Annotated in this window: 21 protein-coding genes and 2 pseudogenes; 8 read left to right on the top strand and 15 right to left on the bottom strand. The window is 65.7% G+C overall.

The window, feature by feature from the left end; translation table 11 throughout:
• Positions 1–14: 14 nt before the first annotated feature.
• Positions 15–1,204, bottom strand: a pseudogene (locus tag ACWIEX_RS02660) (IS3 family transposase).
• 205 nt (positions 1,205–1,409) lie between these two features.
• Between ACWIEX_RS02660 and ACWIEX_RS02665 the strand changes: the two are divergent.
• Entirely contained in the window at positions 1,410–2,075 is a 666-nt protein-coding gene (locus tag ACWIEX_RS02665; protein WP_454031596.1) for a methyltransferase domain-containing protein, read from the top strand.
• Between the two features lie 85 nt (positions 2,076–2,160).
• Positions 2,161–2,818, top strand: a pseudogene (locus tag ACWIEX_RS02670) (IS3 family transposase); the annotation flags it as partial.
• 133 nt (positions 2,819–2,951) lie between these two features.
• On the opposite strand, the gene ACWIEX_RS02675 reads toward ACWIEX_RS02670, so the two are convergent.
• The 8 genes from ACWIEX_RS02675 to ACWIEX_RS02710 all read right to left on the bottom strand — a co-directional run bounded on the left by ACWIEX_RS02675 (position 2,952) and on the right by ACWIEX_RS02710 (position 11,174).
• A complete protein-coding gene (locus ACWIEX_RS02675; protein ID WP_454031597.1) occupies positions 2,952–3,740 on the bottom strand; it encodes an ABC transporter permease in 789 nt (262 codons plus the stop codon).
• 398 nt (positions 3,741–4,138) lie between these two features.
• The gene (locus ACWIEX_RS02680; RefSeq protein WP_454031598.1) at positions 4,139–4,924 is read right to left on the bottom strand and encodes an SDR family oxidoreductase; all 786 of its coding nucleotides are present in this window, start codon (positions 4,922–4,924) and stop codon (positions 4,139–4,141) included.
• Positions 4,924–5,853, bottom strand: a complete 930-nt coding sequence (locus tag ACWIEX_RS02685; RefSeq protein WP_454031599.1) for a dihydrodipicolinate synthase family protein — start codon at positions 5,851–5,853, stop codon at positions 4,924–4,926. The genes ACWIEX_RS02680 and ACWIEX_RS02685 overlap by 1 nt, the downstream gene beginning before the upstream one ends.
• A gap of 228 nt (positions 5,854–6,081) precedes the next feature.
• Positions 6,082–6,765 carry an aspartate/glutamate racemase family protein gene (locus ACWIEX_RS02690; protein ID WP_454031600.1) on the bottom strand — a complete coding sequence of 228 codons (684 nt, stop codon included), beginning with the start codon at positions 6,763–6,765 and terminating at the stop codon, positions 6,082–6,084.
• The gene (locus tag ACWIEX_RS02695) at positions 6,762–7,424 is read right to left on the bottom strand and encodes a flavin reductase family protein (RefSeq protein WP_454031601.1); all 663 of its coding nucleotides are present in this window, start codon (positions 7,422–7,424) and stop codon (positions 6,762–6,764) included. The genes ACWIEX_RS02690 and ACWIEX_RS02695 overlap by 4 nt, the downstream gene beginning before the upstream one ends.
• Before the next feature lie 4 nt (positions 7,425–7,428).
• Positions 7,429–8,673, bottom strand: coding sequence for a Zn-dependent hydrolase (locus ACWIEX_RS02700; RefSeq protein ID WP_454031602.1), 1,245 nt, complete (start codon positions 8,671–8,673; stop codon positions 7,429–7,431).
• Between the two features lie 5 nt (positions 8,674–8,678).
• Complete coding sequence (locus tag ACWIEX_RS02705) at positions 8,679–10,028, bottom strand: dihydroorotase (protein WP_061968497.1); 1,350 nt, start codon at positions 10,026–10,028, stop codon at positions 8,679–8,681.
• Positions 10,029–10,076: 48 nt separating this feature from the next.
• A complete protein-coding gene (locus ACWIEX_RS02710) occupies positions 10,077–11,174 on the bottom strand; it encodes a DUF917 domain-containing protein (RefSeq protein WP_454031603.1) in 1,098 nt (365 codons plus the stop codon).
• A 114-nt stretch (positions 11,175–11,288) separates the two neighbouring features.
• Here ACWIEX_RS02710 and ACWIEX_RS02715 point away from each other — a divergent pair, with 114 nt between their 5' ends.
• The 5 genes from ACWIEX_RS02715 to ACWIEX_RS02735 all read left to right on the top strand — a co-directional run bounded on the left by ACWIEX_RS02715 (position 11,289) and on the right by ACWIEX_RS02735 (position 15,355).
• Positions 11,289–12,215 (top strand): LysR family transcriptional regulator, encoded by a 927-nt coding sequence (locus tag ACWIEX_RS02715; RefSeq protein WP_454031604.1) that lies wholly within the window; start codon positions 11,289–11,291, stop codon positions 12,213–12,215.
• 145 nt (positions 12,216–12,360) lie between these two features.
• Complete coding sequence (locus tag ACWIEX_RS02720) at positions 12,361–13,236, top strand: substrate-binding periplasmic protein (protein WP_454031605.1); 876 nt, start codon at positions 12,361–12,363, stop codon at positions 13,234–13,236.
• A 14-nt stretch (positions 13,237–13,250) separates the two neighbouring features.
• The gene (locus ACWIEX_RS02725; protein WP_454031606.1) at positions 13,251–14,000 is read left to right on the top strand and encodes an amino acid ABC transporter ATP-binding protein; all 750 of its coding nucleotides are present in this window, start codon (positions 13,251–13,253) and stop codon (positions 13,998–14,000) included.
• Between the two features lie 6 nt (positions 14,001–14,006).
• Complete coding sequence (locus ACWIEX_RS02730) at positions 14,007–14,681, top strand: amino acid ABC transporter permease (protein WP_454031607.1); 675 nt, start codon at positions 14,007–14,009, stop codon at positions 14,679–14,681.
• On the top strand, positions 14,681–15,355 hold the full coding sequence (locus tag ACWIEX_RS02735; RefSeq protein WP_454031608.1) for an amino acid ABC transporter permease: 675 nt from the start codon (positions 14,681–14,683) through the stop codon (positions 15,353–15,355). Before ACWIEX_RS02730 ends, ACWIEX_RS02735 begins: the two co-directional genes overlap by 1 nt.
• Positions 15,356–15,506: 151 nt before the next feature.
• On the opposite strand, the gene ACWIEX_RS02740 is transcribed toward ACWIEX_RS02735, so the two are convergent.
• Positions 15,507–16,358: an NHL repeat-containing protein gene (locus ACWIEX_RS02740; protein WP_454031609.1), complete on the bottom strand. Its 852-nt coding sequence runs from the start codon at positions 16,356–16,358 to the stop codon at positions 15,507–15,509.
• Positions 16,359–16,429: 71 nt separating this feature from the next.
• Here ACWIEX_RS02740 and hydA point away from each other — a divergent pair, with 71 nt between their 5' ends.
• Positions 16,430–17,872 (top strand): dihydropyrimidinase, encoded by a 1,443-nt coding sequence (gene hydA / locus ACWIEX_RS02745; RefSeq protein ID WP_454031610.1) that lies wholly within the window; start codon positions 16,430–16,432, stop codon positions 17,870–17,872.
• A gap of 18 nt (positions 17,873–17,890) precedes the next feature.
• Here the strand turns inward: hydA and ACWIEX_RS02750 are convergent, their stop codons facing one another.
• The 5 genes from ACWIEX_RS02750 to aptA form a co-directional block, all read right to left on the bottom strand.
• Positions 17,891–18,838, bottom strand: coding sequence for an N-carbamoyl-D-amino-acid hydrolase (locus ACWIEX_RS02750; protein ID WP_454031611.1), 948 nt, complete (start codon positions 18,836–18,838; stop codon positions 17,891–17,893).
• Positions 18,839–18,983: 145 nt separating this feature from the next.
• Positions 18,984–20,195, bottom strand: a complete 1,212-nt coding sequence (locus ACWIEX_RS02755) for an MFS transporter (RefSeq protein WP_454031612.1) — start codon at positions 20,193–20,195, stop codon at positions 18,984–18,986.
• A gap of 173 nt (positions 20,196–20,368) precedes the next feature.
• Positions 20,369–21,922 (bottom strand): ABC transporter substrate-binding protein, encoded by a 1,554-nt coding sequence (locus ACWIEX_RS02760; RefSeq protein WP_454031613.1) that lies wholly within the window; start codon positions 21,920–21,922, stop codon positions 20,369–20,371.
• 69 nt (positions 21,923–21,991) lie between these two features.
• Positions 21,992–22,831, bottom strand: a complete 840-nt coding sequence (locus ACWIEX_RS02765; protein ID WP_454031614.1) for an alpha/beta hydrolase — start codon at positions 22,829–22,831, stop codon at positions 21,992–21,994.
• 40 nt (positions 22,832–22,871) lie between these two features.
• Entirely contained in the window at positions 22,872–24,197 is a 1,326-nt protein-coding gene (aptA, locus tag ACWIEX_RS02770) for an omega-aminotransferase AptA (protein ID WP_472841066.1), read from the bottom strand.
• Positions 24,198–24,236: the final 39 nt, after the last annotated feature.

Raw genomic sequence — 24,236 nt, forward strand, 5'->3', positions numbered from 1 at the left:
TGCCCCCCCAGTTTTTATCCAGCGCTGTGTTCGTTTCCGGCGATCGTGGAGCCCGTTCCGGCAGGCGCAGCGACGAGCTCTGGCGCTGTGCTTGTCGCACAGCGCGGTGCCAGGGCCCGGCGCGGGGTGAAGGTTGAAGCGAAGGCCTTAGGCGTCTGCCATCTGAGCTGGGAGTGAGGCCGGGCGGTGTTGAAGTCCGTGCGCCAGTTGGCCAATGCCGTGCGCGGCTGCGACAGCGATGAGAACAGCGTCTCGTTCAGCAACTCGTCACGCAGGCGGCCGTTGAAGCTTTCGATGAGGCCGTTCTGCATCGGCTTGCCGGGCGCGATATAGTGCCAGTCGACGCGAGCCTAATCCGCCCAGGCCAGGATCGCGTTGCTGGTGAACTCGCTGCCATTGTCGCTGACGATCATCTTTGGCCTGCCGCGCTCGGCGATCACACGGTCGAGTTCGCGTGCGATCCGAAGGCCCGACAGCGATGTGTCGGCGACCAGCGCCAGGTTCTCGCGCGTGCAGTCATCCACAATGGCCAGGATCCGGAAGCGGCGGCCGTCGGTGAACTGATCGGAGACGAAGTCGAGCGACCAGCGCTCGTTCGGCCCGAGGGGAACCGGCATCGGGGCTCTGGTGCCGATCGCCCGTTTGCGGCCCCCGCGCCGGCGCACCGTCAGCTTCTACTCGCGATAGAGCCGGAAGAGCCGCTTTTGGTTCACAAGATGGCCTTCGCGCTTGAGCAGCACATGCAGGCGCCGATAGCCGAAGCGCCGCCGCTCGCGGGCGATCGCGATCATGCGATCCCGCAGAGCGCGATCGTCAGGACGCGCGGATTGGTATCGGACGGTCATGCGGCAGCAGCCGATGGCTTTACACGCCGGCCGCTCGCTCATCGCGTGATGCTGTACGAGATGCGCGACGGCTTTCCGCTCGGCGGCGGGCGTCACCACTTCTTTCCCAGCAGATCCTTCAGCGCGACATTGTCGAGCATCGCATCGGCCAGCATCCGCTTCAGCTTGGCGTTCTCGTCCTCAAGAGTTTGCAGACGCCGGGCCTCAGACACGTCCATCCCGCCGAACTTCGCCTTCCATTTGTAGATGCTGGCGTCGCTCACACCGTGCTTGCGGCACAGATCGGCGACCGAGACCCAAGCCTCCTGTTCCTTCAAGATCGCGATGATCTGCTCTTCCGAGAAACGGCTGCGCTTCATGTTCTGATCCTCTCAAGGAGCCAGAACGAACTTCGAACCGGATTAGAACCGAGGGGCAACGTCACCCCATGGGACGAACATGCGCAAATCGTATTGTTGGAAATTTAATGAGCCTGTATAGTGTCACGGACTAATACGAGGCCGCCTTACTCTGGAAAATGGAGCGAGGGGTTGCATTTAGTGGCTTAATGGATGGAGATTTTCAGTGCATTCCTCTGCTTACAATCATATGAAAGCAAAGATTGAAAAATATCTCGTTCCCGGAAAGCCATATGACATTGTAGAAATCGGTTCTCGTATTGTAGACGAGCAGAAATTGAGTCATCGCACATTATTGGGTGATTTTAGGCACAGTTATATTGGGCTTGACGTTGAGGAGGGTCTGAATGTCGATGTTGTGATGCGCGAACCCTATAGAATTCCGCTCAGTACCGCCTCGGTCGACGTAGTGATAAGTGGGCAAGTTTTCGAGCATGTTCCCTTTTTTTGGGTAACATTTATGGAAATGGCGCGTATCTTGAGGCCGAATGGGTATATATTCTTGACCGCGCCGTCACGTGGGCATGTGCATGCATCGAAGCAGGAATTTGATTGCTGGCGGTTCTACCCTGACTCAATGAGAGCGCTGGGAGCTTTTGCCAACCTCGATCTGCTGGAGGTTCACACGGATTTTCCGCCTCGAGTTCCACAGGGTAGAGCTTATGACTACACGAAAGCTGCCCCTAGCCAATATTGGGGGGACACAGTGGCGGCATTTAGAGCTCCTGAGAAGCGAGACAATCTGGATGGAGTGACCGAGACAATGGTAGTTTGGGCGAATAGCCGGGAGGAATCTCTAGCGCGGATGTTGGCCGATCGCCAGAAGGGCTAGCAGGTATCACCGAATAGTCCTGAATGGCCTGCTGCCGGTTTCGTGGACACCGAGATTGGGTGTTTCATGAAACCGGAGGTGGAGTATGCGGCGACGACAGTTTGGGCGTGAGTTCAAGATCGAGGCGGTTCGCCTGATCAAGGATTGCGGAGTGAGTGTGGCGCAGGCGTCTCGGGACCTGGATGTCCATGAGAACCAGTTGCGCAAATGGGTGAAGCTCTTTTCTGCCGATCCAGCGCAAGCCTTTCCCGGCCACGGCCAGATGAAGCCGGAGCAGCTTGAGATCGAGAAGCTGCGGCGCGAGGTGGCCAAGCTCAAGGCGGAGCGCGATATCCTAAAAAAAGGCCGCAGCCTACTTCGCGAAGGACGTGACATGAGGTTCACGTTCATTGCGAAGCACCGGGGAATCTGGCCGGTGGCACGGCTTTGCGAAGCGCTGGATGTGTCGCGCTCAGGCTTCCATGCCTGGTTCAACCGATCACCGAGCCGTCGAGCACGCGACGACGAGGAGATCGGCAACAGGGTCGGGCAAGCTTCCTTGGTTCGGATCGGACCTATGGTGCCAGGCGTGTCTGGCGGTAGGTATCGATTGCGGCCTGCATCGCATCGAGAGGCTGATGCGTGCCCAAGCTTTGCGTGCCAGGCCGCGTCGGCGCAGCCTGCCCAAGGACGGTGGCCAGCGATCGGCCATCGCGCCGAATAGGCTCGGCCGGGAGTTCCATGCCGAGCGTCCGAACCAGCGCTGAGGCGAGTGCGGCGACAAGAAGCCCCGCAATAGCTCCGGCGTGGCTGATAGCTGCGGTAATTCGCGTCCCGAACATGAACGCCGCCGCCCGGATCGCAGTGCTCCAACGCCGCAGGGGGCGGTGTACTCTGCTAATTCTGGCCGACATGGTCTTCGACCATGCGGAAGGTCAGGAAGCCGAGGCCTGTCATCACCAGCGCCCATGCCCAAGCATAGGCGGGCGTTGCGAAGGTCGGGATCTCTGGGCCGAAATATCCGCCTCGAATCAATTCATAGCTGTGAACGAGGGGTACGTACCAAATAACATCCTTGGCGGCATCGGGTAACCAGCCCACCATAAAAAAAGCTCCGCCAAACGGCAGAAGGAAATACTGGAACGGCCCGACGAGCTTCTCGACGACCTCCGAGAGTTCACTAAGCGCCGCAATCAGGAGTCCGGCCCCGAAGCCGAGCGCCCCCATAAGGAACCACCCATGGAGCATGTCGGACCAATCATAGGCTTCGGGTAGGGAGCCGGTCGCCTGTAGGAACAAGTAGACAATCAGGGCGCTTGCTGAAATGGAAATGAAATCGAGTATAAATCGCGTGAAGATTGCATCCAGGAGATGGATATCCCGGAAAATGACGAGGTGCTTGCTCCCTCTCAGAAGGAGTTGCATCGACGACAGATGCCGCCACAGAAGCAGGGGCAGGTATCCGGTGTAGGCGAGAGCGACGACGTTGGTGCCGTGCGTGAGGCTGCCCTTTGTAACGGACCAGACGATCATGACGCCGCTGCAGAACAGCATCGGTTCGGCAATGACCCAGAGGAAGCCTATATTCCCTCGGCCGTATCGCCCGACAAGGTAGCGTACGATCAATGCCTGGTAGACTCGTTGTTTGACCGCTAGCGTATCGCGCAGGGTGCGTTGGCTGGACAAATTGGGGCTCGCCTTCCGCTGTTCGATCGCTGTCGTGCCTTGGGGTATCACGCTTCCTTGGGGGCAGCCAAGCTTATCCGGAGTGTAGCCAAAGGCTAAGCGCGTGTTCCCGGCGCGATCAGCTCCTGCAATGAGACTGCCGCCAATTCACCTCTGCAGCGAGGTGGAGCCGGCAGAAGGCCGCCCGCCACAGCCTTGCCCGCCATCGCGAGCTATTCATCGAGGTAGCGCACAGAGGTTCCCGACGCGATCTCCCGCTCGCTTCACGAAGAAGCGCTGTCGATCTCGCATAGAGGGACAGCCGCCGGAAGGGCCAGTCAAGGCGTCGGGCCCTTCGGCCATCGCGTGCGGGCGATGGTGCGGGAACCGGCGAACCGACCCGCACCTTCGCCAATGCGTCAGATTCCGCGGATCAAGCCGCCGTCGATGCGGATCTTCGCGCCCGTCACATAGCTCGCGCGTTCGCTGGCGAGGAAGGTGACGACATCGGCGAATTCCTGCGGCTTGCCATAGCGCCCGGCCGGGATCGCCGCCATCGAGGCTTTGGCGACCGCCTCGCGGGTGCCGCCGCTGCGGGCTGCGGCAGCATCGTCGAGCTGGTCGACGCGCTCGGTGTGGATGCGGCCGGGCAACACCACATTGACCGTGACGCCACTGCCCGCGACCTCCGAGGCCAGCGTCTTCGACCAGCCGATCACGGCGGCGCGGATGCCGTTGGAGAGGGCGAGCCGCGGAATCGGCTGCTCGACGCCGGAGGAGGCGATGGTGACGATGCGGCCGAAGCCGCGCTCCGTCATGCCGGGCAGCAGGCGCTGCGCCAGATGGAACAGGTTGGCGGCCATGCCCTCGAAATGCTTCAGCCAGTCCTCGCGCTTGGCGTCGCGCGCCTCGCCGGGCGGCGGGCCGCCGGAATTGCCGATCAGGATGTCGACGCCGCCTTCTGCGATCAGCTTTTCAGCGAGGGCATCGACCGAAGCGAGGTCGGTGAGGTCGAGCTTGGCGGCGCTGGCGCGGCCGCGCTGCTCGGCCGGCAGGCCGGCAATCCAGCTCTCCGTCGCATCGGTGCTGCGCGCCGCCGCGATCACCGTTGCGCCCTCCGCGGCGAGCGTCTGCGCGATCACTGCGCCGAGCCCGCGGCTGGCGCCCAGCACGAGGGCGCGCTTTCCGAGAAGTCCCAGATCCATCAGCCGATCTCCTTGAGGCGGCGCTCCTGCCGCGCGACGAGCCGTTCGATATCGGCGATATCCACCTTCGACAATGCCCCGCCGGGCTTGCGCAGGGTGGCGGACGCGATCGCGCCGCGCTTTGCCAGCGTATACTTGCGGATGGCGAGGCCGAGGCCGGGCTGCTGCTCGTAGCGCGCCAGCGGCAGATAGGCGTCGAACAGGTCATGCGCCCGCTCGACCTTTCCGGCGGCATGCGCCTTCCAGACATCGACCATCATCTCGGGATAGGCGAAGCCGGTCATGGCGCCGTCGGCGCCGCGCGAGAGCTCTTCCGGCAGGAACATCCCGCCATTGCCGACGAGGATCGAGATGCGCCGACCGCCCTTGTCACTGGCCGCGCGCAGCGCCGAGATCTTGGCGAGCCCCGGCCAGTCCTCATGCTTGAGCATGACGCAGGACGGATGGGCGGCCACGATCTTCAGGATGACGGCAGCCGTGATCTGCACCTGCGTCACCAGCGGGAAATCCTGCAGCACGAAGGGCGCCTTCGGCCCCAGCGTCTCCGCGACCATCGCGTAATAGGAGAGGATCTGGTCGTCGGTCCGCAGATTGGAGGGCGGTGCGACCATGACGCCGGCGGCGCCATCGCCCATCACGCTCTCGCTGAGCTCGGCCATCGCGGCGAAGCCCGCTGCCGAGACGCCGGCGACGACCGGCACGCGGCCGTCGACCCGCTTCAGCACGCGACGCACGAAGATGCGGGATTCTTCCGCCGTCAGCTTCGGCGCTTCGCCCATCATGCCGAGCACGGTCAGGCCGGTCGCGCCCTTCTCCAGATAGAAATCGACCATGCGGTCGGTGCTGTCGAGATCGAGCGCGCCGGTTTCGGTGAAGGGCGTGACCGCGATGACGTAGACGCCATCAGCGGTTTCATCGAGCAGAGCCATGGTGGTCCTCAGTTGCTGGTGGAAAAGGGGCAGGAGCCTGCCTGGTTTGAAACGTCCCGTGAGCGTGATCGGCGCGGGTGCGTCCGTGCCTGTTCGCGCGATGTCATGCCTCACGGAGTTCGCGGGAGGCTTTTATTGCAAATGCTCTTCAGTCTTATAAGCGATAAGCCGACACCGAATGATGCACGCGATCGCGCTGGAGGGCTGGCCGGGAAGGCTGTCCATGCTTCAGCCTCTGGCGAGGGGACGCCCGCCCCAACCCAATTGGACGCGCCCGATCGCCATCGTCACCGCGGCCTGCGTCGGCTCGACGACGGGCACGCCGAGTTCCCGCTCCAGCGGCTCGCGGAAGCGCGCCATGCCGGCGCAGCCCATCACCACCACATCGGCATGGTGCGTGTCGCGCAAGGCCCGGCCGACGCCGATCATCCGCTCCAGCGTGATCCGTTCGTCGGCCATCTCCTGGATGGTGAGGTTCACCGGTAGGTCGCCGGCGAAGCGGCTCATCATGCCCATCGCGCCGAGATAGCGCAGATGCCGCGGGATCGAATTCTGCAGCATGGCGACGATGCCGAAGCGCTGGCCGAGCGTCAGCGCGGTCAGCACGCCGCATTCGGCGATGCCGAGCACCGGCTTCGAGCTCTGCTCGCGCAGGGAATGCATGCCGGGATCGGAGAAGCACGCGACGACGAAGGCGGCGGCCTCGTTCTCGAGCCCTGCGGCGCGCTTGAGCAGGGCCGGGATCAGCCCGTCGACATCGCGCTGCGACTGGATGCCGGGCGGCCCGTCGGCCAGCGTCAGGCACTCGATCGCCGGCCCGCCGGCCATGCGCAGCGGCGTGACGGCTTCATCGATGCCCCGTGTGACGCGCTCGGTCGAGTTCGGGTTGATGACGTAGATCGTGCCGCTCACGAGGCCTCTCCTTCGGGAATGGTGGGGCGACCCCGCTCGCGCCAGCCGTCCAGTGTCTGGCGCGGTTCCTGGAAACGATCGCCCAGGCCGAGATACCAGTCGGCGCCATGCAGGCGGCCGACGAGATCGAGCTTGTCGATATCGACATGCAGGCGCTCGTCGACGATGCCGTCGCGGATATGGAGATGCACGATCTCGCCGACGACGAGATTGCGATGCCGCGTGCCGAGCGAGAGCGACACCGTCTCGCGGCATTCGAGCTGGACAGGGGAGGCGGCGAGCCGCGGCGCCGCAATCTTGGAACTCGCCGTGGTTGTCAGGCCAGCCGCTTCGATCTCGTCGACATCCGAGGGGAAATCGATGGCGCAGACCTGCATCGCCGCGACCATCGCCCGGTCGACCAGATTGACGACGAAGCTGCCGGTCTCGCGGATGTTGCGCATCGTGTCCTTCAGGGGCGCGGTGCCGCTGCGGCCCTCGATCCCGAGCACGACCAATGGCGGTGCATGGCTGAAGACATTGAAGAAGCTGAAGGGGGCGGCATTGGCGCGGCCCTTCTCGTCGACCGTGGTGACCAATGCGATCGGGCGCGGCAGCACCGTGTTGACGAGGAGCTTGTAGAGATCGCGCTCCTTGAGATCGCTCGCGGCCCAGTCCATCGGCTCAGCTCAGACTTGTATCAAGCAGGCGGACCGTCTCGGCCAGCACGCGGGCACCGTCGCCGGCCTGGTCCGGCGTGATCGATTCCTCCGGCGCATGGCTGCGCCCTTCGAGGCAGGGCACGAAGAGCATGCCGACCGGGCCGATATGGGCGATGTGGACGCCGTCATGGCCGGCCCCACTCGGCAGGTCGCGCGTCGCGAGGCCAAGCGAGGCGGACGCATTGGCAATCGCCGAGCGAACCTCCGGCGCGCAGGCCGTCGGCGCGACATGGCTGATCGGCTCGACGGCGATGGTGAGGCGAAGCTCCTCCAGGGCAGGGCGGAGGTCGCGAACCAGAGCCTCGCCGAAGGCCTTGACCGCGGCCTCGTTGCCGGAGCGGACTTCGAGCGTCATCACGGCCTCGCCCGGCACGGCGTTCGAGGCGTTGGGGCTGACCTCGATGCGCCCGAAGGTGGCAACCAGCGGCTGGTTGTCCCGCGAAGTCGCGAGCGCGCGCTTATAGGCGGCCTCGATCAGCTTGGCGGCGCCGACCAGCGCATCGGCCCTGAGCGGCATCGGCGTCGCGCCGGCATGGTCGGCCCGGCCGGTGACGATAATGCGCTCGCGGCGGATGCCGACGATATCGGTGACGATGCCGATCGGGATACACTCGTTCTCCAGCACGCGGCCCTGCTCGATATGGACCTCGACATAAGCCGCGATGCCGTCCGCCGGCCGTTTGACCGAGGCCAGCTCCGCCGGCCGCCCGCCGACGAAGGCGATGCCTTCGCGCAGTGTCATGCCGTCGGGCCGGGTCATTGCCAGATGCTCCTCGCTCAGCGTTCCCGCGAGCGCGCGGCTGCCGATGCAGGAGAGGCCGAACTCGCTCGGCTCCTCCGCCAGGAAGTCGACGACCTCCAGCGTATGGCGCAGGCGATCGCCGCGCTCGCTGAAGCTCTGCGCGACTTCCAATGCCGCGAGAACGCCGAGAATGCCGTCATAGCGCCCGCCCGAGGGCACCGTGTCGGAATGCGAGCCGATCAGGATCGGCTTCAGGCTCGGATCGGCGCCCGCGAGCCGGCCGATCAGGTTGCCGGCCGCATCGAGCTCCGTCTCCAGTCCGGCCTCGCGGAATTCCGCCGCCAGCCATTCGCGGCCTTCGAGGAAGCGCGGCGTGAAGGAGCGGCGCGTCCACGGCCGCTCCGGGTCGGTGATCCCCGAGAGCGCCTCGATGCGACGCCAGAGCCGGTCCTGATCGATCGACATGGCGCTTACGCCGCCGGGCGCAGGAAGCGGCCGTCGCCGGCCTTGTTGCGGATCTCCTTGCCGTCCCAGGCGAGTTGGCCCCGGACATAGGTCGCAGCGACGCGGACGCGGAATTCGCGGCCTTCCATCGAGCTCCACTTCACCGCCGCGAGGCTCTTGCTGGGGTCGTGGATGAAGCGGCCGGGCTCCAGCACGGTGATGTCGGCGTCGGCTCCGGCTTCGAGCCGGCCCTTGTCGGCGAGCAGGAAGGCCTTGGCCGGTCCCTCGCAGAGCTGCTTCACCACGATGGTCGGCGACAGCCCGTGCTCCTCGCAGCCGGTCCAGAGCGCCGGCAGCAGGGTCTCGATGCCCGGCCCGCCCGAGGTGTTCTTGAAGATCATCGGGTCGCCCTTCTTCTCCAGCCCCCAGGAGACGTGGTCCGACGAGATGAAGTCGCAATGGCCGGCGGCGAGATGGCTCCAGAGCAGGTCGCTCTCGGCCTTCGGGCGGATCGGCGGGTAATGCTTGATCTTGGCGCCGAAGCGCGGGCCATGCTCCTCGGCATTGAGCATGAAATACTGCACGCAGCTCTCGACCGTCGCCTTGTATCCGGCCTGCTTGTACATGTTGCAGATCTCGAAGCCGCGCGAGGTCGAGACGTGGACGGCATGCGCACGCGCCCCGGTCTCGGCGCCGATCTCGTAGATCCGGGCGGTGGCGAGGTTCTCGACGAGAGGAGGATGGGCGCGCAGGAAGGCGTCCGGGCCGGTATCGCCGGCCTCGATCAGCTTCGCGATATTGCGCCGGGTCATCTCCTGATCCTGGTTATGGACGCCGCAGAGCAGCCCGGTCGGCTCGATCAGCTTGAAGGCCTCGTAGAGCGTGTCGTCGCCGATGCGGGGAAAGCGCGTGGGGTTGGCCTCGAAGGTCGAGAACTTGAAGGCGCAGGCGCCGGCCTCGACGAGGCCCGGAATGGCATGTAACCCGTTCTCGATGGTGATCGTGGCATAGAGCGCGACATCGACATGAGCATCGCGCTCGACCACTGCGACCTTCTCGTTGAAGAGTTTTGCGCTGGTGACGGGCTCCGGCTCGTCATAGGGCATGTCGACCATCACGGTGACGCCGCCGGCCGCCGCCGCCCGCGAGCACATGCCGATGCCCTCGTGATTGGCCTGGCTGCCGGAATGGACCTGCCCGTCGATGACGCCGGGGATGATCCACTGGCCGCGGAAGTCCTGCGTCTCGCGGGCTGCCGGCGGCGTGCCCTGGCCGACCTTGCCGACCTTGCCGCCGCTGACGGCGACATAGCCGTCCTCGATGATCCGGTCGGACAGCACGATGTTGCCGCGGAGGACGAGATCGAAATCGCTCATGTCAGGGTATCCGGTTGATCCTGAGGGGTGGGCGGAGAGCCGTGCGGACTAGTCCGCGCGGCCGAGCGCGTAGTCGGTGAAGTTCATGCCGAGCGCCTTCTCGACGATCGGATAGACGCTGGGGTCGGTGACGCTGGAGCTCAGCGGGATCTTGTCCTTGGGCACGCGCAGCACCGAGAGCTCCATGCCCTCGCGGACATGGCCGGAGCTGACCGGCTGGCCGTCCGTATCGAGTGTGGTGATCACGTCCGGGAAGCAGGCATGGCGGGCGCCGTCGGGATCGGTCACGGCCATGTATTCGTTCATGACATGGATGGTGCGGGCGGCTGCCCCGGTCCCGACCTGGATCGTGCCGATGTCGAAGGCCTCGTTGGTGTAGCGCACGTCCTTCTTCGCGACCGTGCCGCGCGCGATGATCGAGCCGCCGGTCTCGTCGCAGATCGCGTCGATGACCGCACTGCCGCCCTTCGGCTTGGCGGCGAGGATGCGCTCGCCCAGCGCCAGCGCCATCGAGATGCCGCCGAGTGCGGCGTTCTTGCGGACATAGGCCGCCGGAACCGGGTTGCGGCAGGAGGCGATGAAGCCGCCCGACATGTCCGACGCGGTGCGCAGGATCGGCGAGATCTTGGCGGTCGCGCCGCGTGTCACGAGTTCGATGTACTGGTTCTTGGAGCGGTTGCCGCCGACCGCGACCTGGATCGTCGCCTCCGGGCTGTTGGCGAGGCCGATCGAGCCCATGTCGCCGGTGGGATGGGCACGGATGTCGCCGACCGCATCGACCACCTTGACGCCGAGGATCGCGCTCGGGAGCCAGGCGTTCAGCGTGCTCGACATGCCGTTCTGGCCGATGATCAGGCCGTAGATCGGCTTGCCCAGCGCCTCCTGCAGGAGTTGCACGGCCTTGACGTAGTCGATGCCCCACATCTCCCACTCGGTCGTGCCGCCGGGCGCGCCGATGGCGGCGGCGGTGGCGATGATCGCGTCGTCGGGAATCTCGTCCATGGTGACGAGCTCGGGCCTGCCGGTATTGACCGCGGCTGTGCCGAGCATGCGGCCGTGATCGGCCCAGCCACCGCCGCCCGCTGCGAAGACGGACCCGCCGGCAACCGCGGCCTCGACATCCCTGCCCGTCAGAAAGCGTCTCATCGGCCGGCCTCGTCCCTCATGCCCCGGTCGTTGCCGGCGAAGCCGAGCTTAGAGCGCTAGGCGCGAAATGAATCATGCTTATTATGCGGCCGACCATAATCGGATGTTATCGCCATGCGTCTCAATCTCCGGCAGATCGAAGTCTTCCGGGCCATCATGATCACCGGCTCGATCAGCGGCGCCGCCCGCCTGCTCTCGGTCTCGCAGCCGGCGATCAGCCGCCTGCTGGCCTATACCGAGGACCGACTGGCGTTGCGCCTGTTCGAGCGCGTGCGCGGCCGCGTCCAGCCGACGCCGGAGGCGCGCCGCCTGTTCCAGGAGGTCGATCAGGTCCATCAGGGCGTGGTCAGGGTCAACGAGCTCGCCGAGGAATTGCGCGAGCGCGGTACCGGCTCGGTGCGGATCGTCGCGAGCCCGAGCGTCGGCCAGGCGCTGGTGCCGGATGCCATCGCGCGGCTGCGCGAGCGCTTCCCGGACCTGCGCGTCGAGTTCGAGGTGCTGACCCTGCTGGAGGTTGTCGCCAAGGTCGTGGCCGGCCGTGCCGATCTCGGCGTCTCGATCATTCCGGTCGATGAGCCGACGCTCAATACGGAGATCCTGACGGAAGGGCGGCTGATGGTGATTATGCCGCGCGATCATGCGCTCGCGCGCTTGCGCGTGGTCCGCCCGGCCGACCTCGCGCCTTATCCGCTGATCGGCTTCGGGCCGCAGACGCCCTATGGCGATGTCGTCGGCCGGGCTCTCACATTGAAATCCGCACCACTCAGGATCAGCACCGTCGTCCGTTTCACGCCGGTCGCCTGCGCCATGGTGCGGGCCGGCGCCGGCGTCGCAGTCGTCGACGAGTTCGTATTGCGCGGGCGAACCTGGCCGGAACTGGTGTCGCGCCCGCTCGCACCGAAGACGCGCGTCCGCGCCCATCTGCTGACGCCGCGCTTCGAGCCGCTGTCGCGCACGGCGAACGCTTTCGTCGATATCCTGCGAGGTCTGGTACCGTCGCCTCCCGCCACATCCGGCGAGGACGGTGAGGCCGGAACTTAACATCAGGTTATGGCCACCCGACAATAAATGATTGGCTGGGCATGATTTCACCCTGTTAGGCTCCCCCTTGGACATGGCCGGATTGTTGCAGGGACAGGGGGCAGCAATCGCGGCGTAGCCACAACGCATAACGGGAGCGGGAAAGATGAAGCTGAATTCGATCAAGCTGACGCGTGCCTTCGCAGCGGGCGCCGTGCTCGGCGCCATGCTCGCCATGCCGGCCATGGCACAGGATGCCGATCATCCGCAGGGCGAGAAGCTGAAGGTGGCCTGCGATCTCGGCTTCGCGCCGTTCTGCTTCAAGACGCCGGCCGGCGAGGCGACGGGCTTCACCTATGACATGTCGGCGGCGCTGGCCAAGCAGCTCGGGCGCCCCGGCGTCGAGGTGACGGATTCCAATTTCTCGGCGATTTTCGCGGGCCTGTTCTCCAAGCGCTACGAGATGATCCCGGCGCCGACCAACATCACGAAAGACCGCGCCGCGCAGATGCTGTTCAGCGAGCCCTATATGCCGACGGGCCTCGGCTTCCTCGTCAAGAAGGGCGCCAAGATCGCCAATCTGGAGGAGCTGAAGGGCAAGGCGTTGACCGTCAATAACGGCTCGATCTCCGACAAGTGGCTGACCGACAACGAAGCCAAGTACGGCTACACCATCCAGCGCTACAACAAGAACGCCGACGCCGTGCAGGCGGTGATGATCGGGCGCGCCTTCGCCAATGTCGCCGACGTCCCGGTCTCGCGCTATGTCTCGACGCAGACGCCGATGGCCGAGGTCGCCTTCGTGCTCAACAGCGGCAACAATTTCGGCATCGCTTTCCGCAAGGAGGACGCGGCGTTCCGCGCCAAGGTCGAGGCTGCGCTGGAATGCATCAAGAGCGACGGCACGCTGGCCGCGATCCATGAGAAGTGGTTCGGCGTGAAGCCGGCCGCCGATTCCTCCAGCGCCAAGACCTATCCGGGCGTCGGCGCGCCGGATTTCGAGGGTTACGACGCGACCCCGCACAAGGCCGCCTGCAAGTGACCTCAGCGCCCGCCATGACGGCTAAGCCTTCCGAAACGATCGTTTCGATCGAGGGCCTGCGCAAGAGCTTCGGCAATGTCGAGGTTCTGCGCGGTGTCGACCTCAAGGTCGGCAAGGGCGAGGCCGTCGTGATCGTCGGCTCCTCCGGTTCGGGCAAGAGCACCTGCCTGCGCTGCATCAATCGGCTTGAGGAGCCGACGGCGGGCACGATCCGCCTCGGCGGGCAGGAGGTTACCGGCCCCAAGGTCGATCTCGACCGCCTGCGCCGCGGCATCGGCATGGTCTTCCAGGGCATCCATCTCTACCCGCACAAGACGGCGCTGGGGAATGTGTCGCTTGCGCTGCGCAAGGTCGTCGGCTTGAGCAAGCAGGAGGCCGAGGCGAAGGCCCGCCACCATCTCGAAGTCGTCGGCCTCGCCCACAAGGCCGATGCCTATCCGGCCGAATTGTCCGGCGGCCAGCAGCAGCGCGTCGGCATCGCCCGCGCCATGGCGCTGGAGCCGCAGGTCATGCTCTTCGACGAGCCGACCTCGGCGCTCGATCCCGAGCTCGTCGGCGAAGTGCTGAACGTCATGGTCCGGACCAAGGAAATGGGCATGACCATGATCGTCGTGACCCATGAGATGAAGTTCGCCCGCGACGTCGCCGACCGCGTCGTCTTCATGGACCATGGCGCGATCCTGGCCGAGGGCACGCCGCAGGAGATCCTGATCAACCCGCAGCACCAGCGCATCCGCGACTTCGTGATGCGCTCGCACGGCTGACGGCGCATGGACCAGATCGTCCGCTATTTCTTCGATTTCTCGCTGATGTCGGCCTATTGGCCGGACATCCTGCGCGGCTTCCTGATCACCGTCCAGATGTCGATCCTGACGATCCTGATCGGCATCCCGCTCGGCCTCGCATTGGCGATCCTCAGGCTCTACGGCATCCGGCCGCTGAACTGGCTGATCATCTTCTATATCGATTTCTTCCGCTCGATCCCGCAGCTCGTGCTGATCGTGCTGGCCTATTTCGCGCTGCCCTATTTCGGGCTCGTGCTGGAGCCCATCACCGCGACGGTGCTGGCGCTGGCGATCGTGCTCTCGGCCTTTGCCGAGGAGATCTTCTGGGCCGGCATCAACGCCGTGCATAAGGGACAATGGGAGGCGGGGCGTTCGACCGGTCTCAGCTTCAGCAAGACGCTGACCTACATCATCCTGCCGCAGGTGGTGCGCATCTCGATCCCACCCCTGACCAACCGGGCCATCGGCATCAGCAAGGGCACGACCTTGGGCTCGGTCGTTGCCGTGCCCGAACTGCTCAACGTGACCTCCAGCATCCAGTCCAATGTCGCCAACCCGACCGCTTTGACCGTCGGCGCCTTGCTCTTCCTCGTGCTGTTCCTGCCCTTCGTGCGCTTCACGCGCTGGCTCGAACGCGCCTATGCGCATCCGAGGTCATGATGGACGATCTCGTCACGACCTTCCTCAATATCGACGTCCTCAAGCAGGTCTGGCCGCTGTTGCTGCAAGGCTTCTGGATGACGCTGGCGCTGGCTGCCGTCGCCGTGCCGCTCTCGGTGCTCGCAGGCATCGCGATCGCCATGGCGCAGGACGTGCCGAACCGGCTGCTGCGCTTCCTGCTGATCGCCTATGTCGACGTGATGCGGGCGATCCCGCCGCTGGTGCTGCTGATCTTCATCTTCTTCGGCCTGCCCTTCCTCGGCCTGAAGCTGAACGAGTTCACCGCCGCCGTGCTGGCGCTGACCCTGAACGGGTCGAGCTATTTCGCCGAGATCTTCCGCGCCGGCATCGAATCCGTGCCGAAGGGCCAGCGCGAGGCCGCCCGCTCCACGGGCCTGAGCTGGTACAAGAGCATGATCCATGTCGTGGTGCCGCAGGGCACGCGCAACGTGCTGCCGGACCTGATCAGCAATACGGTCGAGCTGGTGAAGCAGACCTCGATCGCATCCGCCGTCGCGCTGCAGGAATTGCTGCGCTCGGCCCAGCTCGCCCAGGGCCTGCTCTATAACCCGACGCCATTGATCGCGGTGGCGATCGTCTATTTCCTGATGTTCTGGCCCTTCGTGCGGCTGGTCTCGCGCCTGCAGAACCGCACGGCCGTCTCCGCCGCATGAGGGCGCGGCGGGCGCGATGCTTGCCGGTCGTGCCCGGAACCACGCGGTCATCCCGGGCTTGACCCGGGATCCATTCCGGAGCGCCTATGGTGAAGGTTCAGGCATGGATCCCGGATCTCCGTTTCGCTGCGTCCGGGATAACAGACGCTTTCTACGCTGCGACGGGAAAGAGCCGCGTGATGCGGTTCGGATTGGTCTCGGCCAGGAAGATGTCGCCGTCAGGTCCGAGCCACAGGCCATGGGCGCCGTTGAGCACCGGCCGGCAGCGGCCGAGCAGGGCACCCTCCGCCGAAAGCAGGCTCAGCGTCGGGATGGAATCGCAGACATAGATTCGGTCATCCGCATCGGCGACGACATCCTGCGGGCGCAGGAACGCATCCCAGACCGCCAGAAGCTCGCCCTCGGCCGTGAAACTCTGCACGCGGCTGTTCTCGCGGTCCGCGACGATGACGCGTCCATCGCTGAGCACGCAGATGCCGTGCGGCGTCAGGAAGGCGCCGGGCGCGGTCCCGACGGAGCCCCAGCTTGTGATCAGGTTGCTCTCGGCGTCGAAGCGATGGATGCGGCCATTGCCATAGCCATCGGCGACATAGAAGCCGCCATCGGGCGCGAAGGCGATATCGCTGGGATGGTTGAAGGGTTGGCCGGGCCGATGGCTTTCGCCGATCTGCTGCCGGACGTGGCCTTCGACGTCACAGAAGAAGATGCGATGCGCGTCGCGATCGACGATGGCGAGGCCGCCATCGGGCATCGTCGCGATCTTGTGGGCATCGACACAGAGTTCCTCGCCCCAACTCCTGACGAAGCTGCCATCGTTCGCGAGCGTGACGACGCAGGGCCCTTCGGGATCGACGGCGCTGTCGCGCCGCAGCAGGACATGCACCAGCCCGTCCTGGCCGACTGCGAGATCGGTGATCCGCCCCGGCGTCGCGGGCAGCGCGCCCCATGGACGTTCGATGCCATAGAGCCTGTCGCCGAGCGCGACGCGCAGTTCCGTTTTCATCCTGTCCTCGTCGCTGTTGCGCGCGCTGCGGGCTGCCGTTTCACGGCCCCGGCCGCATGGAGAGAAAGACCATGAGCGAATTCGATCTCGTCATCCGCGGCGGCACGGCTGTCACCGCCACCGATATCGGACCCTTCGATATCGGCATTGTCGGCGATGCCATCGCCGCGATCGGCGCGGGGCTGCCGCGCGGCAAGGAGGAGGTCGATGCAAAGGGCCTGCTCGTCCTGCCCGGTGGCGTCGACAGTCATGTCCATCTCGACCAGCCCTTTTCCTCGGGCGCCGATATCGCCGACGGCTTCGATAGCGGCACGGCCTCTGCCGCGGCGGGCGGCACGACCACGGTCGTCTGCCATGCCCCGCAGGTCCGTGGCGGCTCGCTCGCCGGTGCGGTTGCTGCCTATGCCGAGAAGGCGAAGCAGGCCCGGATCGACCACGCCTTCCACTTGCTGGTCAACGATCCGACGCCCGAAGTTCTGGGGGAGGAGCTTCCGGCGCTGGTCGCGGCCGGGCATCGCTCGGTCAAGATCTTCATGACCTATGACAGCAACCGCCTCGGCGATGCGCAGATCCTGCAGACGCTGGCCGCAGCGCGGCGCGCCGGCGCGCTGGTCTGCGTCCATGCCGAGCATCACGAACTGATCACCAGGCTGACGCAGGCGCTGCTGGCGGCGGGCCAGACGGCGCCGCGCCATCTCGCCTGGGCGAAGCCCATGGTGGTCGAACGCGAGGCGACGCATCGCATTCTCGCCCTGGCCGAGGCGCTGGATACGCCGATCCAGGTCTTCCACGTCTCGGGCCGGCAATCCGGCGAGGAGGTCGAGCGTGCGCAGAAGCGCGGCCAGAAGGCCTGGGCCGAGACCTGCACGCAATATCTGGTGCTCGACGCGGACGATATGGATCGGCCGGGTTTTGAGGGCGCCAAGTTCATGATCTCGCCGGCGCTGCGCAGCTCCTCCGACCGCGAGGCGCTCTGGCAGCTTCTGCGCGACGGCGTCATCGATATCGTCTCGTCCGATCATTCGCCGCTGCGTTACGACGATCCGCGCGGCAAGAAGCAGCACGGCGAGAACGCGCCCTTCAACAAGATCCCGAACGGCGTGCCCGGTCTCGCGGCGCGGTTGCCCATCCTCTACTCGGAAGGCGTCGCCAAGGGGCGCATCGACCTGCGCCGTTTCGTCGATCTCGCCGCCACCAACCCGGCCCGCCGCTTCGGGCTCGCCCCGCGCAAGGGCGCGCTCGCGGTCGGGGCCGATGCCGATATCGTGCTGTTCGATTCCAGCCGGCGCGTCACCCTGACCAATGCCATGCAGCATCACGGAAGCGACTACACGCCTTATGAGGGCATGGTGGTGCAGGGTTATCCGACCGCGACCTACCAGCGCGGCCGCCTCGTCTTCGATGGCGAGCGCGTGCTGGCGCAGCCGGGGCAGGGGCAATTGCTGGCGCGCGCGCCTTACGCCGAGATCGCGCCGACCGGCCGCTTCCCGACCCCGTTCGACCCGTTCGGCTGAAGCGGGCAACGAGGGCGCTCAGGCGCCCTCAGGCTTTCCGAGCGGGGCGCCGACGCCGGTGCGCTCGGTGATCAGGCCGTAATGCTCGACACGGCGATGGCGGATGAAATCGAAGATCGTCGCCTTGCCGAAGCGGGTATCGTCGAGATCACAGGGATGGACGAGCACGCCGTCTTCCTCATGGTCGATCTCCCCGACGATCTTGCCGTCCGGCGCCGCGATCAGCGTTCCCCCGAAAAGATGGTGCCCGTCTTCGGTTCCGGCCTTGCCGACGGCCACGACCCAGGTCGAGTTCTGGTAGGCGCCGGCCTGCACCGACAGGCGATGGTGGAACAGGCGATCAGCCGCCGTCTCGTTGGGCGATTGCGAATTGGCGGAGGGGGTGTTGTAGCCGAGCACGACCATCTCGACGCCTTGCAGCCCCATGACGCGATAGGTCTCGGGCCAGCGCCGATCGTTGCAGATCGCCATGCCGAAGAGCCCGCCCTCGAATTCCCAGACCGGGAAGCCGAGATCGCCCGGCTCGAAATAGCGCTTCTCGAGATGCTGATGCGTCCGCTCGGGATCGAACTCGACATGGCCGGGCAGATGGATCTTGCGGTATTTGGCGACGATACGGCCGCCGCGGTCGACCAGGATCGAGCTGTTGAAATGCCGGCCCTCGGGCGTGATCTCGCCATAGCCGAAGCTCATGGCGAGGCCGAGCTCCTTTGCCTTGTCGAACAGGGCCTGCGTATCCGGGCCGGGCATGCTGCGCTCGAACCATTGATCCGCCTCGGCGCGATCCTCATGGTACCAGCGCGGGAAGAAGGTGGTCAGCGCGAGCTCGGGGAAGACCACGAAGGTCGCGCCTTGCGCTTTCGCCTTCTCCAGCAGCGCGATCATCCGGTCGACGACCTGCTTGCGGCTGTCGGCCCGCTGGATCGGACCCAGTTGTGCGGCGGCAACGGTGATGAGGCGGGGCATCGACGGATTCCTGGATTGGCGTATGACCTCGGGACCGGACGCGACGGGCCGGACCCAGGATAAGGTCTAGAGGCCCTGCCTCCATTGTTCTCATGCTTTATTCGGGATCAGGTATAACCTGATGTTATCTGGATTTGCGGAGCGATCAGACCTGCGCCGAGCGGCGCAGGTGCCAGAGCGCGAAGGTGCCGAACACGGCAAGCTGGCCGGCGACCAGCAGGAAGGGCCAGTCGAAGCTGCCGGTCCGGTGTGCGACCACGGCAAAGACCAGCGGCCCGCAAATCGAGCCGACGAAGCCGAACAGACTCGCGGCGGAGGTGACGTCGCCGATCAGCGCGGGCGGCGAGACCCGCGCCAGCTCGGCCATGTGGACGCCGTTCCAGCCCATCGAGGTCGCGCCGACCAGGGCCATGCAGGGATAGATCAGCCAGGGGCTCGTGCTTGCCGTGCCGATCAGCAGGGCGATGGTCGAGCCGGCGGCGAGCGCCAGCAGGCAGAGCAGCCGCAGGCCGCCGCCCATCCGGTCCGCTAGCCAGCCGAAGAAGATGCGCGCGATCGTGCTCGCCACCAGCAGGGCCGCGACGAGGTGCCCGGCCTGGGCCAGCGTCTTGCCGTGCTGGGTGACCATATAGGTCGCCGTGAAGGCGGTGATGCAGGCCTGCGTGATCGAGAAGGAGACGCCCAGTGCGGTAAGCATCGGCAGCGAGGAATGGGAGCTCAACACCCGAGCCGATCGCGCCAGCGACGACGGCGACAGGAACATCCGCGCCCAGGCCCCGTTCTGCGTGCCCTTCTCCGCGTCGAGACTTCCTCGGAAGGGCTGGACCGCCAGCGCGCTGACCAGGACGATGGCGACCATGGCCCAGATTGCCCCGCTGAAGCCGAAACCCAGCACCATCGGCGCGACGGCGAAGCCGGCGATGGCGCCGCCGAGCGGGACGCCGGCCTGCTTGATCGAGAAGACGAGGGTCCGGTGGTCGGCAGGCGCCGTGCGCATCAGGATCTGGCTGCCGGCGGGAGTGTTGGGCGCGAGGCCGAGCCCGACCAGCAGCGCGCCGGCAAGGCCGATCAGCCCGAAGGGCTGCGACAGCAGCAGAAGGCCGGCCGCGACGAAGGCCAGCCCGATCTGCAGTGCCCGAACCGGGCCGTGATGGTCGAGCATCGGATTGCCGCAGGCGAGGAACCAGCAGATGCCCGTCGAGACCACCGCCGAAACATAGCCGATGCTTTCGGGTGCAAGGCCCCAGCGCAGGGTGAGGAGCGGACCGAGAAGCGGGATGGCGGCCCCGGCGAACGAGCTCACGACCTGGACGAGCAGAGTGGCGCTGAGCGCGCTTCCCCACAAAGGCAGCTTCAAGGCGGTTCCCCCGATCCCGTCGCCGCGCGCTCGTCCCGCTTCTGGGGTCGAGCGGGTGAAGCGGGGCGTCGGATCGTTCTTCCGGCAAGGGCTGCGAGCGGTCGAGATGGATTGATGGGCTGACGGGGCTGCGTCAGGAGCATGCGGGCTCCGGCGCAGCCCCGTGGGCTGTCCTACTTCGTCACCCAGACGCCCCAGGCGCGGGTCTTGCCGGAATTGGTGAGTTCGACGCCGGCGACGCGGTCGGTCGAGGCCTCGACGAGTGGGGTGTTGTAGAGGCTGATGATCGGCACCTGCTCGATCATGCGCTTGTGCATCTCGTCGAACATGGCCTGGCGCTTCGCCGGGTCGAGTTCGATCGCCGAGGCCAGCAGCAGTTCGACCGCGCGCTTGTCCTCCCATTGGACATCGGCATCCTCGTCTTTCGAGCCGACGAAGGTCTTGTAGTTGAACGACGGGTCGAACCGTGCGGTGAAACGGAAGGACTGGAGCTGGAAATTGCCCTTGCTGTAGCGGTCGAGCTGCGTTGCCCATTCCAGCATGTCGAGCTCGACGTTGAAGCCGACCTGCTTGAGCATCGCCTGCAGAATGATGGCGGTGTCGTAGAGATGGACCAGCTTCTGCGAGGTCTGCAGCTTGATCGGGCGCCCGTCATAGCCGGCCTCCTTCAATAGCTTGCGGGCAAGCTCCGGATCGTATGCGTATCCCTTGTCATGCACCGCCGTATGGCTGCCGCTGGTGGTCGGGATCGCCGAGGGGTTGGGCTTGCCCAGCCCGTCCGTGCGGTTCTCGACCAGTGTCTTCAGGTCGATCGCATGGGCGAGCGCCTTGCGGATGCGGGGATCGGCGAGGAGCGGGTCGCGGGTCTGGATCAGCAGGACGTTCCAGCTCAGCCCCTGCGCCGTCGCGACCTTGATGCCCTTGGCCGCGCGCAACTCGGCGATATCTGCGACGTCGGTGATGATCCAGTCGATCTGCCGTGCCTGCAATCCGGCACGCCGCGTCGCATCGTCGGGCACCACCATCCAGCGCACCTGATCGACATAGACCTTGCGCGCTCCCGCATAGCCGCTCGTCGGCTCTGTTCTGGGTTTATAGCCGGCAAATTTATTGAGCAGGATGAAGCTGTTCTTGCGCCATTCCGTGAAGGCGAAGGGGCCTGTGCCGATCGGCTTCACCCATTCACCCGCTGCATTGACGGAGTCGCGATGCAGGATCGCCGTCATGCACTGGATGTTGGCGACGTAGTGCAGGAACAGCGCCGAGGGCGCGGCGAGCCGGAACACCACCGTCTTCGGATCGGGCGTCTCGATCGCCTCGACCTTCATGTCCTGCGTGCCGTCATACCAGCCGCGGCATTGCCAGCGCGTCGCCGGGTCGAGCATCCGATCCCAGCTCCACTTGACGTCGGCCGAGGTCATCGGCGCGCCGTTATGGAAGGTGATGCCGTCGCGCAGCTTGAAGGTGTAGCTGCGCCCGTCCGGCGACATCGCGTAGGTCTCCGCCAGCATCGGCGCGATGCTGAGATCCTCGCGATAGGCGACCAGCGCCTCGACGACATGGTGCAGCACCGTGTCGGCATCGCCGCTGCGGCGCACGCCGGGTTCGCTACTGGTGATGTCGCCGGAAATCGCGATCCGCAATTCGCCGCCGGGTTTCGGTTCCTGTGCGGCGGCCGGCGTGAGGCAGGCGAATGCGGCGACGGCCGCGAGCCATCCAAGCTTCATGGTCTGCTTCTCCCAAGAGGCGGGCCCGGCTTTCCGGTGTCACCGCAGAAATCGTGGCCGGCTTCGCCGCTATTCCCGCCGGCGGCGCAGGACATCGGCGAAGAAGTCCTTCACCGGCGGATGAACGAGGTATCCGATATGCTCGACGCCGGGCACGACGTCGAAGCGCACGGGAATGTCGCGCTTCTGGAAGGCGGCTTCGAGCGAGCGCAGGCGCTCGACCCGCGTCGCCCCGGTGTCGTTGATCCCCTCCATCCAGTTCGATGATTGCGGCGAGACCGTCACGTCCCAGGTCTCGATATCGTCACCGCCGACGACCATCTGCACGGCGACCTCGCGCATTGCCGCAAGGTCGGGCTCGCGCCCGAAGATCGCCTTCATGTCGCCGGTGCCGCGCCACCACGGCTTGTCCGGATCCGGCAATGTCACCACGCCCGGCGCACCGATCGACACGGCGGCAAGCCGCTCGGGATAAAGATAGAAGAAGCGGTGCACGAACTGGCCGCCGCCCGAGAAGCCGTGCATCAGCAGCTTGTCGGTCTCCAGCCGGTAGAGACCTGCGATCTCGTCGATCATCGAGAGCAGGATCTCGTCGTAACGGATGCCGCGATAGAGGATGCGCTTGTAGTTATGGGTATCGCCCGGTTCCTCGATTCCGCAGGGAAACAAGGGCGCCAGCAGCACGCACTGGTTCGCCTCGGCGAAATCGATGAACTGGTCGCGCAGATTGGTCGCATCGCGCAGGCTGCCATGGACGAGGACGGCAAGCGGATAGCGCCGCGTGCCGGCCTCCTCATAGCTTTCGGGCAGGTAGCAGCAATAGGAGAAGCGCTGGTCGGCCCGGCAGGCGGACAACGCCGTGCGGCCCATCAGGTAGTAGGAGATGGTCTCGCCGTGCCCCTTGCGCATTCCGCCCTCTCTTCAATGAGCCTCTGGCTGGCCTGATGGCTCAGGCGATCGTGTCGAGCGCCTTGCGGATGCTGGCGAAAATCCGGTCGATCTCGTCGGGCTCGATGGTGAGCGGCGGCGACAACACGATCAGATCGGCGCCAGCCCGGACGAGCACGCCGTCCTGGTAGCAGGCCTCGGCGCATTCGGCGCTGCGCTGGCCGGGGCCGCCGGGCCGCGGCGCGAACTCGATCGCGGCAACGAGCCCGATATTGCGGATGTCAATGACATGCGGTGCGCCCTTCAGCGCGTGCGCCGCCTGTTCCCAATGATCCGCGATCTTGCGGGTGCGCTCGAAGAGCCCTTCCTCCTCATAGACCTGCAAGGTGGCGAGGCCGGCGGCGCAGGCCAGCGGATGGCCGGAATAGGTGAAGCCGTGGAACAGCTCGATCGCGGCTTCCGGCCCGGTCATGAAGGCGTCGTAGATATGCTTGCCGACAACGGTCGCGCCCATCGGCACGGCCCCGTTGGTCAGTCCCTTGGCGCAGGTGATCATGTCGGGCGTGACGCCGAAGGCTTCCGACGCGCAGGAGGCACCGAGCCGCCCGAAGCCCGAGATCACCTCGTCGAAGATCAGCAGGATGCCGTGCTTGTCGCAGATCTCGCGCAGGCGCTTGAGATAGCCCTTCGGCGGCGGCAGCACGCCGGTCGAGCCGGCGACGGGCTCGACGATCACGGCGGCGATGGTCGAGGCGTCATGGATCTGGACGAGCCGCTCCAGATCGTCGGCGAGTTCGACGCCATGCTCCGGCTCGCCGCGCGAAAAGGCGTTGCGCGCGAGGTCGAGCGTATGCGGCAGATGGGCGGCGCCAGGCAGCAGCGGCCCGAAATCGCGGCGGTGGCGGCTGATGCCGGCGACCGAGAGCCCGCCGAAGCCCATGCCGTGATAGCCGCGCGCTCGCCCGATCAGGCGGTAACGGCCGCCTTCGCCGCGCTGGCGATGATAGGCGAGCGCGACCTTCAACGCGGTATCGACGGCTTCCGAGCCGGAATTGGAGAACAGGACATGGTCGAGCCCGTCAGGCAGCATGCCGACCATGCGGTTCGCCAGCGTGAAGGCCTCCGGATGACCCATCTGGAAGCAGGAGACGTAGTCGAGCCCGTCGGCTTGTGCCTTGATCGCCTCGCGGATGCGCGGGTGGCCATGGCCGGCATTGACGCACCAGAGGCCGGCCATGCCGTCGAGGATCCGGCGCCCGTCCGACGAGAGATAATAGTTGCCTTCCGCCCCGACGAAGAGCCGTGGCGCGCTTTTGAAGCGGCGGTTCGCCGTGAAGGGCATCCAATGCGCATCGAGATCATTGGGGCGGGCGGCGATGGCGGGCACGTTAAGTCTCGCGGCTGGATGACGATGAAATGAATTATT

It is taken from the genome of Allobosea sp. NPDC055353, from assembly GCF_053644975.1.

Coding starts and splice junctions, on each gene's coding strand:
- ACWIEX_RS02680 (WP_454031598.1), bottom strand. CDS start 4,924: ATGGATCTGGGACTTCTCGGAAAGCGCGCCCTCGTGCTGGGCGCCAGC.
- ACWIEX_RS02685 (WP_454031599.1), bottom strand. CDS start 5,853: ATGGCTCTGCTCGATGAAACCGCTGATGGCGTCTACGTCATCGCGGTC.
- ACWIEX_RS02695 (WP_454031601.1), bottom strand. CDS start 7,424: ATGGACTGGGCCGCGAGCGATCTCAAGGAGCGCGATCTCTACAAGCTC.
- ACWIEX_RS02700 (WP_454031602.1), bottom strand. CDS start 8,673: ATGTCGATCGATCAGGACCGGCTCTGGCGTCGCATCGAGGCGCTCTCG.
- ACWIEX_RS02705 (WP_061968497.1), bottom strand. CDS start 10,028: ATGAGCGATTTCGATCTCGTCCTCCGCGGCAACATCGTGCTGTCCGAC.
- ACWIEX_RS02710 (WP_454031603.1), bottom strand. CDS start 11,174: ATGAGACGCTTTCTGACGGGCAGGGATGTCGAGGCCGCGGTTGCCGGC.
- ACWIEX_RS02715 (WP_454031604.1), top strand. CDS start 11,289: ATGCGTCTCAATCTCCGGCAGATCGAAGTCTTCCGGGCCATCATGATC.
- ACWIEX_RS02720 (WP_454031605.1), top strand. CDS start 12,361: ATGAAGCTGAATTCGATCAAGCTGACGCGTGCCTTCGCAGCGGGCGCC.
- ACWIEX_RS02725 (WP_454031606.1), top strand. CDS start 13,251: ATGACGGCTAAGCCTTCCGAAACGATCGTTTCGATCGAGGGCCTGCGC.
- ACWIEX_RS02730 (WP_454031607.1), top strand. CDS start 14,007: ATGGACCAGATCGTCCGCTATTTCTTCGATTTCTCGCTGATGTCGGCC.
- ACWIEX_RS02735 (WP_454031608.1), top strand. CDS start 14,681: ATGGACGATCTCGTCACGACCTTCCTCAATATCGACGTCCTCAAGCAG.
- ACWIEX_RS02740 (WP_454031609.1), bottom strand. CDS start 16,358: ATGAAAACGGAACTGCGCGTCGCGCTCGGCGACAGGCTCTATGGCATC.
- hydA (WP_454031610.1), top strand. CDS start 16,430: ATGAGCGAATTCGATCTCGTCATCCGCGGCGGCACGGCTGTCACCGCC.
- ACWIEX_RS02750 (WP_454031611.1), bottom strand. CDS start 18,838: ATGCCCCGCCTCATCACCGTTGCCGCCGCACAACTGGGTCCGATCCAG.
- ACWIEX_RS02760 (WP_454031613.1), bottom strand. CDS start 21,922: ATGAAGCTTGGATGGCTCGCGGCCGTCGCCGCATTCGCCTGCCTCACG.
- ACWIEX_RS02765 (WP_454031614.1), bottom strand. CDS start 22,831: ATGCGCAAGGGGCACGGCGAGACCATCTCCTACTACCTGATGGGCCGC.